The following is a 16,544-nucleotide window of genomic DNA, read 5'->3' as shown; positions in this document are numbered from 1 at the left end:
GCGAATCTTCACAATAGAAGAGTGAATTGCTCAACTGATGGCAGGGCGGCCTGTGTGAGGGGCATGGGATGCAGATCAAGCCACGCCAGCATCTGCTGGACATCTGGCAGGCGATCGCTCGCCACTCTTTCGACGGGGGAGAGTGGGACTGGGGCGAATGGGGCGGAGTGAGCAGCGTTGCCGACGCCGAGCGGCTGCTCTGCCTGCTGTACCCCGCCACGGAGATCCCCGCGTTCCGGCTGGACGACCCGGACACCACACAGGACGACGTCCAGCAGGCCCTGAAGAAGGCCGGCGGACGGCTGGACCTGCCGGCCAACATCGTCACGGCCGCGGCCGAGTTCATGCGGACCCACACCGGCGAGGACAAGCGGCCCACGTTCGCCGGGGGTTACTACTTCGGGTCCCGGGACAAGACCAAGGAACTCACCGAGGAACAGCGCCGACTCGGCGTGGTCGACTCGTTCTCCATGTCGATCACCCTGTGCCTCGCCACGCTCGGCTTCCTCAAGGTCTACGAGACCAGGACCCGGCGCAGCGACATCAAGGAGACGATCGCCGAGCTGCGCCAGGCCACCAGCAACCGGCTCACCGCCGCCATGGTCAGCCTGCTGCGCTCCTTCATCGTCAACGTCTTCGACACCGACTCCTCCCAGGGCCGTACCCTGTGCGAACTCCTCGGCCAGGGGCGGCTGTCGCAGCGGCAGGTGCTGAACAAGTTCCAGACCCGCTTCCGTCCGCTGCGCGCGGCGATCAACGAGAGCGTGTTCCTCGGCATCGACGTCCAGGAAGGCCTCAAGGACGAGAACCAGCTCTTCGAGTGCGGCTGGGCGTGGACCATGGTCAAGGACGCCCCCGAGGTCGAGACCACTGAACCCATCGGGCCGCAGCCCGAGGGTGTCGCCAGCGCGGTGCCGTATCTGTACTTCACCGTGGTCGCGCTCGACGGTATCCAGGACCTGTTCTCCGACCGCACGCTCACCCTGGGCCTGCTCAACACCGAGCAGCAGAAGCTCGCCGAGGCGCTCCGGCTGCGCTGGGAGCTCACCCAGCAGTACTGGTCCCGCATCGCCCGCTTCAACGACGACCGCTGGCCCCTGGAGGACATTCCCTGGCGTACGACGGGACAGAAGCTGGAGTCCGAGTACTTCTCCCTCTCCGTCGCCGCCATCCTCGTGCACGACCTGATGCGGCGCCGGGCCACCGACGACGACCTGACCCGCACTGTCGGCGTCATGGAACGCCTCGCCGAACGCGGCCGCATCACCAGCCGGATGACCCGCGAGGACCCCATGGTCCACCAGCTGCACAACGTGGGCGTCGCCCTGCCGTTGCAGGGCAGCGAGCGGATCGGCCCGCCCATGACGTGGTCCATGACCGACTTCTCGGCCCAGCTGCTGAAGCGGACCGTCCAGCTGTGCACGCTGTCGCGCAACCTCGCCTCGCACGACCGGCTGCTCAGACTCGCCGAGGACATCTTCGACCACATGTGGCGGCGCCGTATCCGCGACGGCGAGGGCGTCGGCCTGTGGGACAACATCCACGCCGCCTATCCCGACGCGGAGATCCACAAGCGTCGCGTCCCGGTGTCGTGGAGCATCACCGAGCGGGTCACCGAGGTGATGGTCCAGGCCCACGAGATGTACCGCCAGCCACCGATCCGCAGCCTCGAACTCACCGAGCTGGCAAGGGCGTTGCTCAGCGAGTCCGCCCACCTCCTGGGCAACGAACAGATGGAACCCGCGCCCACGGACGCCGGCCGGCACGGAATGGAACTCAGGAACATCGAGGTCAAGTTGCGCCGCGCCCGCAGCCTCGTGGACGAACAGCCGGGTACGGCCTACGCGTTGACGCTCGACGTGCTGGGACAGCTCGACTCGCTCGCCCGCGCCCGCGAAGCCGCGGACCGGGGAGTGTGAACCGTGCTGATCTTCGCCGCCTCCGACAAGGGAGGCACGGGCCGCTCCGTCACCAGTGCCAACCTCGCCTACCACCGGGCGCTGGCCGGGGACGACGTCTGCTACCTGGACTTCGACTTCGGCTCGCCCACCGCGGTGGCCGTCTTCGACGTGGCCGACGCCCGCGAGGCCACCGAGGACCGCGGCCTGCACGCCTACCTGATAGGCGAGGTCAGCGAGCCGGAACGGATCGACGTCTGGGCCAAGACCGAACACCAGGTGCTGCGCGACCCGCCGCCCGGCTGCGGCCGGCTCGTGCTGATGCCCGGCGACCTCAGCGGCGGCGAGTTCGCCACCACCGACGACAACCTGCGCCGGTGCGTCGACCTGCTGATGAAGCTGTACCACGAGTTCGACCTGGTCATCGTCGACCTCAGCGCCGGCCGCTCCTACGCCGTCGACATGGCCCTGGAGGCCACCGCACAGCGCGAGATGAGCGAGCTCACGGCCCGCTGGCTGGTCTTCCACCGCTGGACCCGCCAGCATGTGGCGGCCGCCGCGAGCCTGGTCTTCGGCAGGCGCGGCATCGTCGCCGGCGGCGTCCACCGCGGCCACGACGAGGAGGCGCTGCGGGGCGCCATCCGCTTCGTACGGGCCGCCGTACCGGACCCCGAATCGCCGCTGTGGTCCCAGGTCTCGCCCACCCAGTCGGCGTGGATGCGCAAGACCGACGGCGACCTCAAGCAGCTCGCCTCCACCGCAGGGATCGGCTACAGCCAGGTCCTCGGCTCCGTGCCCCTCGAACCGGTCCTGCAGTGGCGCGAGCAGCTCATCACCGACGTGGACGTGCTCGACAGCCAGATCGCCAACCAGGAGACATGGCAGGCGCTGAGCCAGCTGGCCGCACGGCTGACCGACGACAAGTACTGGGAGGAGGCATGACCGAAGCCGTCTTCCGGGAGACCACCGCCGAGCCCGTCACCAAGTCCGTACCGCTGTCCCATCTCTCCCTGGAGCTGGGCCACCTCTACATGGAGGACTTCGAGGCCGGGCCCGACCGGCTGCGCGAGCACTTCGCCGAGGTACGGATCTGGGTGGACGCCGTGCGTGCCTCCGCCGCCCGCCGCAGCAAGCGGCCGCGCATCAGCACCTGCTTCCTGATCGACGACTACTTCACCCGCTTCTCCACCCCGGCCGAGCTGATCCCGATGGTGCTGAAGGAGGCCGAGAAGGCCGGCCTCGTCATCGACTACCTCGCCCGCGAGTCGGCCTGCGCGGTCGCCGACCGCATCGAGCTCGCGGAATCGGTCATGCACCGCCTCGTCGAGTCGCCGCCGCCGGGCAGCTACGGCTCCCGTCCGCCCGTCAGCCAGACCGGCTGGCTCGCCAACGGCCAGCGCACGCCCACGATGTCCCGCAGCGCCCTGGGCGAGGTCAAGGGCTGGCAGCCGCCCCAGGAGACCGCGGCCCGCAACCACTCGGTCTTCATGGATGTCGAGCTGTGGTCCGAGAAGGACGGCCGGCGGCTGTGGTCCTGCCCTTTCCTGGCCGCCGTATGGCAACTGGCCCGGCTGGGGCTGTTACGGCACCTCGGTGAGCCCGTGCTGGAGCCGCAGGAATGGAAGAGCGAGGAGTTCCCGCACGACTGGGACCGGCTGCCGCCGCTGATCAAGCTCACCCACACGACAGCGGCCTTCAGCGCGTACCGCACCTGCACGCTCATGCCGAACCGGTTCCTCGCCGTCGAGGACGCCGTCCGGCTCATACTGGACCAGATAGACGTCGACGCGGGGGCGCTGCAGCAGGTCGCCGACCGGTCCGCCGGTGAGGGGATGGCGGTACCCGCCGCCGTCGCACAGCGCGCCACCTACGTCTTCTACGAGGAGCCCGGCGACTCCTCCGCGGTCGAGGGGACCTGAGATGACGGCGGCCCTGGGACAGTCGGCGCGTTCGGTCCTCGCCTGCGGTGAGGTGCGTACCTGTCTTCTGCCGTCCTTCCAGGCGCTGGACGGCCGGGCCGCCGCCCAGCTGCTCAGGCTGCGCGCCGACGAACACGTCCGGGTCTCCGAGCGGCCCACCATGTACGCCCTTTCCCCCGAGGTACTGACCGGGGTGGACTGCCGGCTGCCCACCTCCAACGGCAGCAAGGTCCGGGCCGTCGGCACGGTCGTCGCCCGCGCGGCGCTGACCGAGGGCCGCCTGTTGCAGTCGACCGCCTACTTCAGCACCCCGGCCGCCGGCCCCGACATCCGGCGCCCCTGGGGGCAGTACCTGGTACGGCCGGGCCTGGTCGAGCCGTTCGGCAAGCTGCCCCAACAGGCCACGGCGGAGGGCGTGTTGCGTGGTGCCGGGCGCGGTGAGCTCGACCTCGGGACGATCGCCGAGGGCCTGCTGACCCAGCTCCGCCGCCACGCGCTGCTCGACCGCAGGGTGCCCTTCAAGTCCCGGCCCACGCACCTGCGTTGGGTCGCAAGGCGGCAGCCCGAGGGCGAGCGCGCGTCCCTGACGAACTTCACCGTGGCCGAGGGCGGACTGCGGACCATGGAGTTACGGCTGCCGGAGGACGTCCCGGCCGCCGCCGCAGCCGGTCTGTGTGAGGATCTCGCCCTGCACGACTGGCTTTTGACGACAGTTCAGCAGATGCTGGACAACAGCCGGATCGGCGCGGCGGACGGGCCCTCGGTCGTCGAGGCGCTGCATCCGATCGTGGTGCATCTACTGCATCTGTGGATGCCGCGCGCACACGTGGACCCCGCGCTGGGGCACGTGTGGGATGTGCTGGAAGAGAAACCGGGGTTCTCCCGTCAGTGGGAGAAACTCAGCCGGCGCATCAGAGACCGACTGGCCCTGCAGGCCGTCACGATGCCGCACCAGGCGCTCAGCCCGCGCTGAGGGGCGGAACCCAACCACATACAGACGGGGGACAGGACATGAGTGGAGCGCCATTAGGAGCAGGGAACAACGGAGGTCACCCGCCGCGCCCGGAGCCGCGCATGCCCAAGATGTTCTGGCGGATCGTGATCACCGCCTCGGCGGCGGGCGGCGCCTTCCTGCTGACCAGCATCCTGGACCAGGACGACGGGAACATCTGGCAGTGGGTGGCGTCCATCGTCATCGGCAGCGCGGCGCTGATCGTGCAGTTCCTGATCGACTTCGGGGAGCGGTTCGAGAAGGTCGACACGCGCTTCAACGAGATCCTCGCCGCGACGACGCTGTTCAGCCAGGTCGACGGTTCGGTGCTGCGCTCCGACGAGGTGACCCGGCTCGTCCTCGGGTACACCAAGGTCCGTGAGCGGGGCGGCGACATCGTGCAGGCCTTCGCCGAAAAGGAGCTGGGCCGGCTCGCCAAGACGATGGAAGGGCTCGGCAGCGGCAGCGCGGACTGCCCCGGCGAGAACAACGAGTGGCTGATCGACATCACCGACTGCGTCAAGATGACCCTCGACGCCACCAGCACCTCGGTGGACCGGGAGTTCTGGACCAACGGGTCCGCCGAGCGGTATCTCGCCGCGCAGGAGAAGGCGATCAAGAGGCGGGGCGTGGAGATCCGGCGCCTGTTCGTCGTGCGGGACGCGGCGGAGGTCACGCCGGAGCTCAGAGCCCTCTGCGAGCGCCACCGCAGGCGCGGCATCGAAGCGCGCATAGTGGTGCGGTCACTGATGGAGTCGAACCCCAAGGTGGACGACTTCATCATCTTCGACGGCGAACTCTGCTTCGAGACCAAGCCGGACCAGGAGTCCAACCCGGACCGTACCTGGCTGAGCGCCGAGCCGGACCACATCGAGGACCGCGTCACCCAGTTCGACAAGCTGTGGGCGGAGTCGGAGCGGCAGGCGGGTTCCCAGCCGCAGCCGACCGTCACTTCAGGGACGTGACGAACCCGCTCCAGGCGTGGGCGGGGATGAGGAGCACGGGGCTGTCCGAGGCGAGCTTGGTGTCTCGGACAGGGACGGTACCGGGGACTCCGTCGGCTACCTCGACGCAGGCCTCGCCGCCGTCGCCTCCGCTGTAGGTGCTCTTGCGCCAGCGGGCGGCGCCGGGGAAGTCGTACGCGACCTCGATGCAGGCCTCGCCGCCGCTGCCTCCGCTATAGCTGCTTTTGCGCCAGCGTGCGTTGCTCAGGTCGTACTCGCGCATCGTCTGTAGTCCTCTGCTGCCGACTCGATCAGGGCCAGGGATGCCTCCCGCGACAACGCGGTGGCCCTAAGGAGATCGTAAGACGCCCGGACCCGCTTCACCACTGCCGGGTCGTCCAGCAGACTTCCCGAAAGCACGCCCTCTGTATAGACAGTTGGCGGGGCGTCCTCGAACTCCATGAGCCACATCATCTTGCCCATCTCCGGGTGCGCCCCAGCCGCGAACGGCAGCACCTGCACCAGCACCTTGCGCTCCCGCATCAGCGTCGCGATGTGGTCCAGCTGTCGCGCCATGATCCCCTGGGCACCGACCGGGATGCGCAGGGCTGCCTCGTGCAGGACCGCCCAATACACGGGCCGTGTAGCGTCCTTGAGGAGCTGCGTCCGGTCCATGCGCCCCCTGAGCAACTCCTCGATGTACTCGTCGGCGGCGAACGGATTGCTCGCCAGGAAGACCGCTCGTGCGTAGTCCGGCGTCTGGAGAAGCCCCGGGATCACCATCGGCGCGTACTCGCAGATCTCCGTCGCCAGCCGCTCAAGCTCCGCCGCATGCGCGAAGTACTCCGTGTACGGCTGTTCCTTGATGAGCTTTCGCCAAAGCCGCTCGAAAATACCGTCGGTTTGTAGCGCCTCATCAATCCGCTGGGCCACGTCCAATTGTGGTTTTCGGATCGCCTGTTCGAACTGGCCGATGTAACCACCGGAGACAAATACCCGGAGCCCCAACTCCACCTGAGTGATCCCGGCATCCTCCCGCCGCCGCTTCAGCTCCGCTCCGAAGAACTCCCAGGCCGCCTGGCGCGAACCATTGGCCATGGCCAACCCCCTTGTGCTGCCCTGCACTTGTAGGGCACAGACTCCTGCCGAGTGTAGGCGTCGCAGGTCAGGATGGAGATGAAATGAGTGAAACCCAAATGGGAGGGGAGTCACGTGACGGCACGACACTCGGCGCGCTGCGTCGAAGAAGCGGAGGAAGCAGTGAAGGAATTGCGGGCGGCGCTGGAGAAGGCAGGAATTACGCTCCCGACACTCCGGATCGATCCGGCGAGTCTTGCGCGTGAAGCCCCTTGCCCGCTCGTCGAATTGGGCCGCTGTTCCGTCGAGACCGCGCAGCGCCTCGCGGCGGTGCTGCGATGAAGCCGCCGATCGGGGCGTATGTCGTCGACACCCGTTCGGGGAGAATCGGCATCGTCATGGGTCACGAGGGGCCGTACGTCCAACTCAGACCGTACGGCGGCGGCAAGGAATGGGACGCAGAGCCGGCGTCCGTACGTACGGCCAGCGCCGCCGAGCGGCTGCGCGCGGCGACCGCGTACGCGAACGCACGCAGCCGGGGTGAGGTTCCTTGACGTAGGGACGGGCGCATAGGGTGCGGCGGCATGAGCTTGTGGAGATGGAGGAAGCGAGGGCCGAAGGCGTCTCGGCGCTACCCCGTGCCACTCACCGTGCACCAGCTGTGGATGGTGTCGCTGAGCGCGCCGGTGAGCCGGGACCGTGACGCCTCGCGGACCACGCTGTACCCGTTCACGCGGATCGACGACGACAGCGCCCGGCGCTGGCTGGCCGACCAGTGGGAGATCACCTCGCGTGAGCAGCTGGTCGGCCGGCTCGACGACCTGTCCCGCAGCGGCTACCGGGCCCGGGCCTACCGGCTCACCGGCGTCTCGCCGCTCGCCTGGGACGCCGCCCTGTACGTCGACATCGCCCGCCGTGGCTTCGCCTGCGGGCTGATCGGCGAGGCCGACGCCTGGACCGCGCTGAAGAACATCGTGCCGGCGGTGGCGGGGACGTACGGCTCGTGGCGGGAGTACGCCGCTCACTACCTGCTCGGGCGGAAGGTGTGGCGGGACGGGTTGCGCGGCACGCAGGACGCAGGTTTCGCGGCGCCGCAGGCGGCCGCCGACGCGCACCTCCGCTCCCTGCTGGACCCGGAGAATCGTTCCAGCCCCTGGAACCTCGCCCCCTGGGACACCATCAGCCACCCCGACCGCACACTCCCCCACTCTCGGCTTCGCTCAAGCGGGGGGACCCCCATCTCCGGGCGTACGAGAGAATGACCCCATGAGCCTGTTCCGCGACGACGGCATCGTGCTGCGCACCCAGAAGCTGGGTGAGGCGGACCGGATCATGCTGTGCTGCCCCGGGGGACAACCCCCGGACCCCCGGCCGAAAGCCCACGGGGGTGCGCGATGAGTCTCTTCCGGGATGACGGCATCGTCCTGCGGACCCAGAAACTCGGCGAGGCGGACCGGATCATCACGCTGCTCACTCGGGGGCACGGGCGGGTGCGGGCCGTCGCCCGGGGGGTGCGGCGGACCAAGTCGAAGTTCGGGGCGCGGCTCGAACCCTTCTCCCACGTCGACGTGCAGTTCTTCGCGCGGGGGAGTGAGCTGATCGGGCGCGGGCTGCCGCTGTGTACGCAGAGCGAGACCATCGCGCCGTACGGCGGCGGGATCGTCACCGACTACGCGCGGTACACGGCCGGGACGGCCATGCTGGAGACCGCCGAGCGGTTCACCGACCACGAGGGCGAGCCGGCCGTTCAGCAGTATCTGCTCCTGGTCGGGGCGCTGCGGACGCTGTCCCGCGGCGAGCACGCCCCGCACCTTGTTCTCGACGCCTTCCTGCTGCGGTCGCTCGCCGTCAACGGCTACGCCCCCACCTTCAGCGACTGTGCGAAGTGCGGGATGCCGGGACCGAACCGCTTCTTCTCGGTCGCCTCAGGAGGCTCGGTCTGCGTCGACTGCCGGGTGCCCGGTAGCGTCGTACCGTCGCCGCAGACCCTGGAACTGCTCGCCGCGCTGCTTACGGGAGACTGGGAGACCGCGGACGCCTGCGAGCCGCGGTACGTCCGGGAGGGCAGCGGGTTGGTGTCCGCCTATCTGCACTGGCACCTGGAGCGCGGGTTGCGCTCACTTCGGTACGTCGAAAAGTAGAAGCAAGGGAGACGAGAGGCACATGGTCGTACGCGGGATCCTGGGGCGCCAGCGCCGCGAGTACAAGACGCCGCAGCCGCACCCGTCCGGTGCCCGCCCGCCGAAGCTCCCCGGCGAGCTCGTCCCCAACCATGTGGCGATCGTCATGGACGGGAACGGCCGCTGGGCGAAGGAGCGCGGGCTGCCGCGCACCGAGGGGCACAAGGTCGGCGCCGAGCGGGTGCTGGACGTCCTCCAGGGCGCGGTCGAGATGGGCGTGGGGGCGATCTCCCTGTACGCCTTCTCCACCGAGAACTGGAAGCGGTCGCCGGACGAGGTGCGCTTCCTGATGAACTTCAACCGGGACTTCATCCGCAAGACCCGGGACCAGCTCGACGAGCTGGGGATCAGGGTGCGGTGGGTCGGCCGGATGCCCAAGCTGTGGAAGTCGGTCGCCAAGGAGCTCCAGATCGCCCAGGAGCAGACCAAGGGCAACGACAAGCTGACGCTGTACTTCTGCATGAACTACGGCGGGCGGGCCGAGATCGCCGATGCCGCGCAGGCCCTCGCGGAGGACGTGAAGGCGGGGCGGCTGGACCCGTCCAAGGTCAATGAGAAGACCTTCGCCAAGTACATGTACTACCCGGACATGCCGGACGTGGACCTGTTCCTGCGCCCGAGCGGCGAGCAGCGAACCTCCAACTACCTTCTCTGGCAGAGCGCTTACGCCGAGATGGTCTTCCAGGACGTGCTGTGGCCGGACTTCGACCGCCGTGACCTGTGGCGGGCGTGCCTGGAGTTCGCCTCCCGCGACCGGCGGTTCGGCGGGGCGATCCCGAACGAGGAGCTGCTGGCCATGGAGGGCAGGCAGGAGTGATGTCCGGTGCCGTGGGCGGGCCGCTAGGGTTCCGCCCATGGATCACCAGGGGCGGGACATCATCCAGGACGCGGACGCCGTCGAGCTGGCCTACCGGCCCTCGCGCGGGGACTTCCTCAGGGCCGTCCTGGTACGGGAGCGCATCCGCCGGCTGAACCTGCTGCGCTGGGCCCTCGTCGCGCTGTTCGCGTCGCTCGCCGTCACGCAGGCGATGTCGGGCTGGTCGTCCTCGGTGCTGTTCGGCGCGCTGTGCGCCGTCATGATCTGGGGCATCCCGCACCTGCAGGCCCACCACGGACTGCGTACCGTCAGCTGGCAGGGCGACTACCGCACGACGGTCACCGAGACGGGGGTCACGACCGTCACCGATCACGTCACGCTGGCTCAGCGCTGGTCCGTGTTCCGGGGCTACCGGGAGACCCGTGACCACCTGGTCCTGCTCAGCAGGGACCCGAACATCCTGCTGGTGGAGGTGCTGCCCAAGCGGGGTGCCGCGGACCCCGCCGACATCGACCGCCTGCGCATGCTGCTCGGCCGCCATCTGCCCCGCGTGTAAGGACGAGGCCCGTTCAGGGCCGAAGCGGGGGTCTGGGGGCGGCAGCCCCCAGGGGACGGGACGGGTAGGGGCGGCGGGGGCGATTCCCGCTCAACCCGTGGCGCACTCCGCACACGTACCGAAGATCTCCACCGTGTGCGCCACGTTCACATAGCCGTGCTCGGCCGCGATGGCGTCCGCCCACTTCTCCACCGCGGGGCCCTCGACCTCGACGGCCTTGCCGCAGACGCGGCAGACCAGGTGGTGGTGGTGTTCGCCGGTCGAGCAGCGGCGGTACACCGACTCGCCGTCGGACGTACGCAGGACGTCGACCTCGCCGGCGTCGGCCAGGGACTGCAGGGTGCGGTAGACCGTGGTGAGCCCGACCGAGTCGCCCTTGTGCTTGAGCATGTCGTGGAGATCCTGCGCACTGCGGAACTCGTCGACCTCGTCAAGGGCCGCCGCCACGGCTGCACGCTGCCGGGTGGCTCGGCCCTTCACGGGCGGTCCTGCCGTCGTCACCGGTTTGCCTCCTCACGTCTGCGCCTTGCCGGGCCATTGTGCCAGCCCGCACTGTCGGCGTTCAGACGCCGACTTTGCCGTCGGTCCCCCTGCTGGCCGGAATTGCACACTCCGCAGGGTCGCCGGAGGGTTGCGCCGCGGCGAGGGCGCGGGACCTGCGGCGGGCCAGCGGGGTCGCCAGCGCCGTCAGCGCGATGAACGCGCCGATGGTCAGCAGCACGATCGTCGCGCCGGGCGGCACGTCCTGGTAGTACGAGGTCACGGTGCCGCCGATCGTCACCGTGACGCCGATGGCGACGGCGATCGCGAACGTCGCCGCGAAGCTGCGGCTCAGCTGCTGGGCCGCAGCCACGGGGACGACCATGAGCGCGCTGACCAGCAGCAGGCCCACCACTCGCATCGCGACCGTCACCGTCACCGCCGCCGTGACCGCGGTCAGCAGGTTCAGGGCGCGCACCGGCAGCCCGGTCACCCGGGCGAACTCCTCGTCCTGGCTCACCGCGAACAGCTGGCGGCGCAGGCCGAGCGTGACCAGCACCACGAAGGCCGCGAGCAGACAGATCGCCGTCACGTCCGACTCGCTCACCGTCGACAGCGAGCCGAAGAGATACGACGTGAGGTTCGCGTTCGAGCCGGTCGGCGCGAGGTTGATGAACATCACGCCGCCGGCCATACCGCCGTAGAACAGCATCGCGAGGGCGATGTCGCCGCGCGTCCGGCCGTACCAGCGGATCAGCTCCATCAGCACCGCGCCGAGGATCGAGACGAGCGTTGCCATCCACACCGGGGACCAGGACAGCAGGAAGCCCAGGCCGACGCCGGTCATCGCGACATGGCCGATTCCGTCGCCCATCAGGGCCTGACGGCGCTGGACCAGGTAGATGCCGATCGCGGGGGCCGTGATGCCGACCAGGACGGCGGCGAGCAGGGCCCGCTGCATGAAGGCGTAGTTCAGGATCTCCATCAGCTCAGCAGTCCCGTCCGGAGGGGTTCGGCGTCGTGAGCCGCGTGCGGGTGGACGTGGTCGTGGCCGGGCAGCGCGTGCTGGCCGACCGCCTTCGGGGGCGGGCCGTCGTGCAGGACACAGCCGTCGCGCAGGACGACCGCCCGGTCGATCAGTGGCTCCAGGGGGCCGAGTTCGTGCAGGACGAGGAGGACCGTCGTACCGGCCGCGACCTGTTCCCTGAGCGTGCGGGCCAGGACCTCCTGGCTGGCCAGGTCGACGCCCGCCATCGGCTCGTCCATGATCAGCAGTTCGGGTTCGGAGGCCAGGGCGCGGGCGATCAGCACGCGCTGGTGCTGGCCGCCGGAGAGGGCGTTCACGGAGTCCTTGGCGCGGTCGGCCATCCCGACCAGCTCCAGGGCGCGCTGTACGGCGGCGTGGTCGGCCTTGCGCAGGACGCCGAAGCGGGTGCGGGACAGGCGGCCCGAGGAGACGATCTCGGTGATCGTGGCCGGGACGCCGCCCGCGGCGGTCGTGCGCTGCGGGACGTACCCCACCCGCGCCCAGTCGCGGAACCGTGCCCGCGCGGTGCCGAACAGCTCGATCTCGCCGGTGGCCACCGGCACCTGGCCGATGATGCTGCGCACGGCGGTCGACTTGCCGGAGCCGTTGGCGCCGAGCAGCGCGACGACCTCACCGCGGCGCACGGTGAGGTCGATGCCGCGCAGGACGGGGCGCGAGCCCAGCTCGGCGTGTACGCCGCGCAGCGAAATGACGGGCTCGGTCATGCCGTCCTCCGTAGGTTGATCACTTGGCTCCCAGAGCCGTCTTCAGGGCCGTGAGGTTGGCCTCCATGACCGCGAAGTAGTCGTCGCCCTTGGACTTGTCGGTGATGCCCTCGAGCGGGTCGAGGACGTCCGTCTTCAGGCCCGCGTCGTCGGCGAGGGTCTTCGCGGTCTTGTCGGACACCAGTGTCTCGTAGAAGACGGTGGTGACGCCGTCGGCCTTGGCCTCCTGCTGGAGCTCCTTGATCCGGGCCGGGCTGGGCTCGCTCTCCGGGTCGAGTCCGGAGATGGCCTCCTGGGTCAGGCCGTAGCGCTCGGCGAGGTAGCCGAAGGCGGCGTGGTTGGTGAAGAAGACCTTGGACTTGGTGTTCTTCAGGCCGTCCGCGAAGTGGGTGTTGAGCTCGTCGAGCTTCTTGACCAGCGCGTCGGTGTTCTTCTTGTAGTCGGCCGCGTGGTCCGGGTCCGCCTTCTCGAAGGCCGCGCCGACCCCCTTGGCGACCTCGGCGTACTTCACCGGGTCGAGCCAGATGTGCGGGTCGCGGGCGTGCTCCTCCTCCTCGGAGGGCGCCTCCTCGCCGCCGTGCTCGTGGCTGTCCTCGAGGTTGCCGTGGTCCTCCAGCGTGGTGAGCGAGGCGGCGTCGATCTTGGTCTTGACGCCGGACTGCTCGACGGCCTCGTCCACGGCCGGCTGCAGGCTCTTGAGGTAGAGGGCGGCGTCGGACTCCTCGATCTGCGCGCGCTGCTGGGCGCTGACCTCCAGGTCGTGCGGCTCCTGGCCGGGCGCGGTCAGGCTGGAGACCTTCACATGGCCGCCGCCGATCTGCTCGGCGAGGAAGGCCATCGGATAGAACGACGCGACGACGTCGAACTTGTCCGTGTTGCCCGCTGCCGCGCTGTCCGTGGAGCAGGCGGAGAGGGTGCCGAGACCGAGGGCGGTCACGGCCGCGAGGGCAACCCCGGATATGTGGTGTCGTCGTACGTTCATGACAGTCATTTTCAGCAAAGTTGGAAACCATTGTCAACAAGCGTGAGCGGCCGTCCACAGAGCGCTACCGATTTGGTTGAGGGGGAGCCCCCGCCGGTACCCTGAAGCATTCGCTGTGAAGCGCCTCGCTTCGTCGCCCGTCGTCGTAATGAAGAGAGCACCGTGGCCGCCGACAAGATCGACACCATCGTCAGCCTGAGCAAGCGCCGTGGCTTCGTATTCCCCTGCAGTGAGATCTACGGAGGCCAGCGCGCCGCCTGGGACTACGGACCGCTGGGTGTCGAGCTCAAGGAGAACCTGAAGCGTCAGTGGTGGCGTTACATGGTGACGTCGCGCGAGGACGTGGTCGGTATCGACTCGTCCGTGATCCTGGCCCCCGAGGTCTGGGTCGCCTCCGGTCACGTCGCCACCTTCACGGACCCGCTGACCGAGTGCACCTCCTGCCACAAGCGGTTCCGCGCCGACCACCTGGAGGAGGCCTACGAGGCCAAGAAGGGCCACCTCCCGGAGAACGGCCTCGCGGACATCAACTGCCCGAACTGCGGCAACAAGGGCCAGTTCACCGAGCCCAAGCAGTTCTCGGGTCTTCTCTCCACCCACCTCGGCCCGACGCAGGACAGCGGCTCCATCGCCTACCTGCGCCCGGAGACCGCCCAGGGCATCTTCACCAACTTCGCCCAGGTGCAGACCACTTCGCGTCGCAAGCCGCCGTTCGGCATCGCGCAGATGGGCAAGTCCTTCCGCAACGAGATCACGCCCGGCAACTTCATCTTCCGCACCCGCGAGTTCGAGCAGATGGAGATGGAGTTCTTCGTCAAGCCGGGCGAGGACGAGAAGTGGCAGGAGTACTGGATGGAGCAGCGCTGGAACTGGTACACCGGCCTGGGCCTGCGCGAGGAGAACATGCGGTGGTACGAGCACCCGAAGGAGAAGCTCTCCCACTACTCCAAGCGCACCGCTGACATCGAGTACCGCTTCCAGTTCGGCGGCAACGAGTGGGGCGAGCTGGAGGGTGTGGCCAACCGCACCGACTACGACCTCGGCGCGCACTCCAAGGCCTCCGGCCAGGACCTCTCCTACTTCGACCAGGAGGCCGGCGAGCGCTGGACGCCGTACGTCATCGAGCCGGCGGCCGGTGTCGGGCGCGCGATGCTGGCGTTCCTGCTCGACGCCTATGTCGAGGACGAGGCGCCGAACGCCAAGGGCAAGATGGAGAAGCGCACGGTGCTGCGCCTGGACCACCGCCTGGCTCCGGTGAAGGTTGCCGTGCTTCCGCTGTCGAGGAACCCGGAGCTGTCGCCGAAGGCCAAGGGCCTTGCGCAGGCGCTGCGGCAGAACTGGAACATCGACTTCGACGACGCGGGTGCGATCGGTCGCCGTTACCGCCGCCAGGACGAGATCGGTACGCCGTACTGCGTGACGGTCGACTTCGACACGCTGGACGACAACGCCGTGACCGTGCGTGAGCGTGACTCGATGAAGCAGGAGCGCATTTCCCTGGACCAGATCGAGGGGTACCTGGCGAGCCGCCTCGTCGGCTGCTAGTCGGTTCAGCGTCTGCCCGGCTTTGTTCGTTGCCGGGTGCGCGTTGTCTGTGGCTTGTCGCGCAGTTCCCCGCGCCCCTTAGGTGGGCGCGGGGAACCGGCGTTTCAGAGGTCCAGGTCGGCGTAGAGCGCCGCGTGGTCCGAGGCTGCGTCGGCCCTGGTCTTCACCGTGTCGAAGTGGTCGATGCCCTTCGCGGAGATTCCGCGGGTTTCGAGGCCGACCTGCTGTACTTTCGGCCACATCGGGGGCGGCACCATGAGGTAGTCGATCTTGTCCCCCTCGTTCTTGCATGTCCCGTGCGTGCCGGAGAACTTTCCGCGATAGGCGGGGTGGTCCATCACGTCCCGGAGGTCGGTGTCCCGCAGTACCGCGACGGCTTCACTGTCGGGGTTGTCGTTGAGGTCCCCGGCGACGACGACGTGCGGGGTGCGTTCCTGCGCGGCCCGGTAGATCTCCGCGACGCGCTTGGCCTGGGCGAGGCGCAGGTCCGGGTTGTCGTCGGCCTTGCTCTTCAGGTGGTTGCCGAGGACCACGAGCGGCGTGTCGTCCAACTCGATCTCGAACTCCGGGCAGTCACGGCTGAACAGGCGCCTGTCGGCGCGTGCCGGGTTGGTGTCGAAGACGTGGGACCGGACGGTCGTGATCGGGTGGCGGCTGAAGATCCCGATGTCGATACCGCGGGGGTCGTTCCCGTCGATCAGCATGCTGTAGGGGTACGGCCGCCGGCCCAGCGCCTTGCCCAGGACCTGGGTGTTGAAGCGCTCCAGGGTGAGCCGGTCCTCGACCTCCACGGTGAGCAGGACGTCGGCGTCGACCTCGGCGACGACCCGGCCGGTGTTGTGCACGGCGGCCCAGTCGAGGTTGTCGCGGACGAGTTCCACCCAGCCCGTCCACGCCGCGCGGCCCGTCGCCTTGATGTCGATGGCGGTGGAGTTCCCCTCGGGCCGGGGGTTGAACAGCGTGTGCCGGCCGCGGGTCTCGTTGACGACGAACTGCCGTGTGCTGTCCTTGTCGCCCTTGTAGATGCCGTGCTTCCTGATGAGCTCGGCGATCCGGTCCTCGTCGGCCGCGTAGTTCTCCTTCTCCAGAAGGGAGACCAACTCGGCGTAGTCCTCCAGGACTTCCTGCCGCTCCTTGTGGTCTGTCATTCCGAAGACCTGGGGGCGGCGGAAGAGGTTCTCGGCGTTGAAGGTGGCAATACGGACGGCCATGGCGCGCCTCCTCGGGCGGCGCAGAAGTACTGCGGGGCCGACGGCAGGCGCCGCCGGGGTGACCGCACGCCGACATCTCCATTGTCCGAGCGGACGTGAACCGTGTCGAACGGAGCGGCGGCCGCTGATTGGTCCTGCTGTGCGGGAGGCGATTGGCCCTGTACCCCGGACCACGGCGAGGACAGGGTGGCC

20 protein-coding genes are annotated in these 16,544 nt (G+C 68.9%); 13 read left to right on the top strand and 7 right to left on the bottom strand.

Going from position 1 to position 16,544, the window contains the following annotated elements; all coding sequences use genetic code 11:
• The first annotated feature begins 68 nt into the window (after positions 1–68).
• From PBV52_RS14670 to PBV52_RS14650, 5 genes are all read left to right on the top strand, one after another.
• Entirely contained in the window at positions 69–1,919 is a 1,851-nt protein-coding gene (locus PBV52_RS14670) for an SCO2524 family protein (RefSeq protein ID WP_274238798.1), read from the top strand.
• A gap of 3 nt (positions 1,920–1,922) precedes the next feature.
• Positions 1,923–2,840 carry an SCO2523 family variant P-loop protein gene (locus PBV52_RS14665; RefSeq protein ID WP_274238797.1) on the top strand — a complete coding sequence of 306 codons (918 nt, stop codon included), beginning with the start codon at positions 1,923–1,925 and terminating at the stop codon, positions 2,838–2,840.
• Complete coding sequence (locus tag PBV52_RS14660; protein ID WP_274238796.1) at positions 2,837–3,817, top strand: SCO2522 family protein; 981 nt, start codon at positions 2,837–2,839, stop codon at positions 3,815–3,817. Before PBV52_RS14665 ends, PBV52_RS14660 begins: the two co-directional genes overlap by 4 nt.
• Before the next feature lies 1 nt (position 3,818).
• Positions 3,819–4,790: an SCO2521 family protein gene (locus tag PBV52_RS14655; protein WP_274238795.1), complete on the top strand. Its 972-nt coding sequence runs from the start codon at positions 3,819–3,821 to the stop codon at positions 4,788–4,790.
• 101 nt (positions 4,791–4,891) lie between these two features.
• The gene (locus PBV52_RS14650; RefSeq protein WP_274238794.1) at positions 4,892–5,773 is read left to right on the top strand and encodes a DUF6879 family protein; all 882 of its coding nucleotides are present in this window, start codon (positions 4,892–4,894) and stop codon (positions 5,771–5,773) included.
• Here PBV52_RS14650 and PBV52_RS14645 read toward each other — a convergent pair.
• Positions 5,757–6,035: a DUF397 domain-containing protein gene (locus PBV52_RS14645; protein WP_274238793.1), complete on the bottom strand. Its 279-nt coding sequence runs from the start codon at positions 6,033–6,035 to the stop codon at positions 5,757–5,759. The genes PBV52_RS14650 and PBV52_RS14645 overlap by 17 nt on opposite strands.
• On the bottom strand, positions 6,017–6,850 hold the full coding sequence (locus tag PBV52_RS14640; RefSeq protein WP_274238792.1) for a helix-turn-helix transcriptional regulator: 834 nt from the start codon (positions 6,848–6,850) through the stop codon (positions 6,017–6,019). The genes PBV52_RS14645 and PBV52_RS14640 overlap by 19 nt, the downstream gene beginning before the upstream one ends.
• A gap of 114 nt (positions 6,851–6,964) precedes the next feature.
• Between PBV52_RS14640 and PBV52_RS14635 the strand changes: the two genes are divergently transcribed.
• From PBV52_RS14635 to PBV52_RS14605, 7 genes are all read left to right on the top strand, one after another.
• Complete coding sequence (locus PBV52_RS14635; protein ID WP_079052616.1) at positions 6,965–7,171, top strand: hypothetical protein; 207 nt, start codon at positions 6,965–6,967, stop codon at positions 7,169–7,171.
• On the top strand, positions 7,168–7,383 hold the full coding sequence (locus PBV52_RS14630; protein WP_274238791.1) for a hypothetical protein: 216 nt from the start codon (positions 7,168–7,170) through the stop codon (positions 7,381–7,383). The genes PBV52_RS14635 and PBV52_RS14630 overlap by 4 nt, the downstream gene beginning before the upstream one ends.
• Before the next feature lie 84 nt (positions 7,384–7,467).
• Positions 7,468–8,091 carry a DUF1266 domain-containing protein gene (locus PBV52_RS14625; protein ID WP_274238790.1) on the top strand — a complete coding sequence of 208 codons (624 nt, stop codon included), beginning with the start codon at positions 7,468–7,470 and terminating at the stop codon, positions 8,089–8,091.
• A 4-nt stretch (positions 8,092–8,095) separates the two neighbouring features.
• Positions 8,096–8,227 carry a recombination protein O N-terminal domain-containing protein gene (locus PBV52_RS14620; RefSeq protein ID WP_274238789.1) on the top strand — a complete coding sequence of 44 codons (132 nt, stop codon included), beginning with the start codon at positions 8,096–8,098 and terminating at the stop codon, positions 8,225–8,227.
• Positions 8,224–8,970: a DNA repair protein RecO gene (gene recO / locus PBV52_RS14615; protein ID WP_274238788.1), complete on the top strand. Its 747-nt coding sequence runs from the start codon at positions 8,224–8,226 to the stop codon at positions 8,968–8,970. The genes PBV52_RS14620 and recO overlap by 4 nt, the downstream gene beginning before the upstream one ends.
• 22 nt (positions 8,971–8,992) lie before the next feature.
• Complete coding sequence (locus tag PBV52_RS14610) at positions 8,993–9,826, top strand: isoprenyl transferase (RefSeq protein ID WP_274238787.1); 834 nt, start codon at positions 8,993–8,995, stop codon at positions 9,824–9,826.
• Between the two features lie 37 nt (positions 9,827–9,863).
• On the top strand, positions 9,864–10,382 hold the full coding sequence (locus PBV52_RS14605; protein WP_274238786.1) for a YcxB family protein: 519 nt from the start codon (positions 9,864–9,866) through the stop codon (positions 10,380–10,382).
• Positions 10,383–10,472: 90 nt separating this feature from the next.
• Here PBV52_RS14605 and PBV52_RS14600 read toward each other — a convergent pair whose 3' ends face one another.
• The 4 genes from PBV52_RS14600 to PBV52_RS14585 all read right to left on the bottom strand — a co-directional run bounded on the left by PBV52_RS14600 (position 10,473) and on the right by PBV52_RS14585 (position 13,596).
• Entirely contained in the window at positions 10,473–10,883 is a 411-nt protein-coding gene (locus PBV52_RS14600; protein ID WP_274238785.1) for a Fur family transcriptional regulator, read from the bottom strand.
• A gap of 61 nt (positions 10,884–10,944) precedes the next feature.
• Complete coding sequence (locus PBV52_RS14595; RefSeq protein WP_274238784.1) at positions 10,945–11,847, bottom strand: metal ABC transporter permease; 903 nt, start codon at positions 11,845–11,847, stop codon at positions 10,945–10,947.
• Positions 11,847–12,614, bottom strand: coding sequence for a metal ABC transporter ATP-binding protein (locus PBV52_RS14590; protein WP_274238783.1), 768 nt, complete (start codon positions 12,612–12,614; stop codon positions 11,847–11,849). The genes PBV52_RS14595 and PBV52_RS14590 overlap by 1 nt, the downstream gene beginning before the upstream one ends.
• A gap of 19 nt (positions 12,615–12,633) precedes the next feature.
• On the bottom strand, positions 12,634–13,596 hold the full coding sequence (locus PBV52_RS14585) for a metal ABC transporter solute-binding protein, Zn/Mn family (protein ID WP_274238782.1): 963 nt from the start codon (positions 13,594–13,596) through the stop codon (positions 12,634–12,636).
• 162 nt (positions 13,597–13,758) lie between these two features.
• Here PBV52_RS14585 and PBV52_RS14580 point away from each other — a divergent pair, with 162 nt between their 5' ends.
• Positions 13,759–15,141: a glycine--tRNA ligase gene (locus PBV52_RS14580; protein ID WP_128428331.1), complete on the top strand. Its 1,383-nt coding sequence runs from the start codon at positions 13,759–13,761 to the stop codon at positions 15,139–15,141.
• A gap of 104 nt (positions 15,142–15,245) precedes the next feature.
• Here PBV52_RS14580 and PBV52_RS14575 read toward each other — a convergent pair whose 3' ends face one another.
• Positions 15,246–16,352 carry an endonuclease/exonuclease/phosphatase family protein gene (locus tag PBV52_RS14575; RefSeq protein WP_274238781.1) on the bottom strand — a complete coding sequence of 369 codons (1,107 nt, stop codon included), beginning with the start codon at positions 16,350–16,352 and terminating at the stop codon, positions 15,246–15,248.
• Positions 16,353–16,544: the final 192 nt, after the last annotated feature.

The organism is Streptomyces sp. T12 (genome assembly GCF_028736035.1).
Lineage (GTDB): Bacteria > Actinomycetota > Actinomycetes > Streptomycetales > Streptomycetaceae > Streptomyces.
Note: the sequence above shows the minus strand (reverse complement) of the source record. Positions and strands in the feature narration are given on the sequence as shown.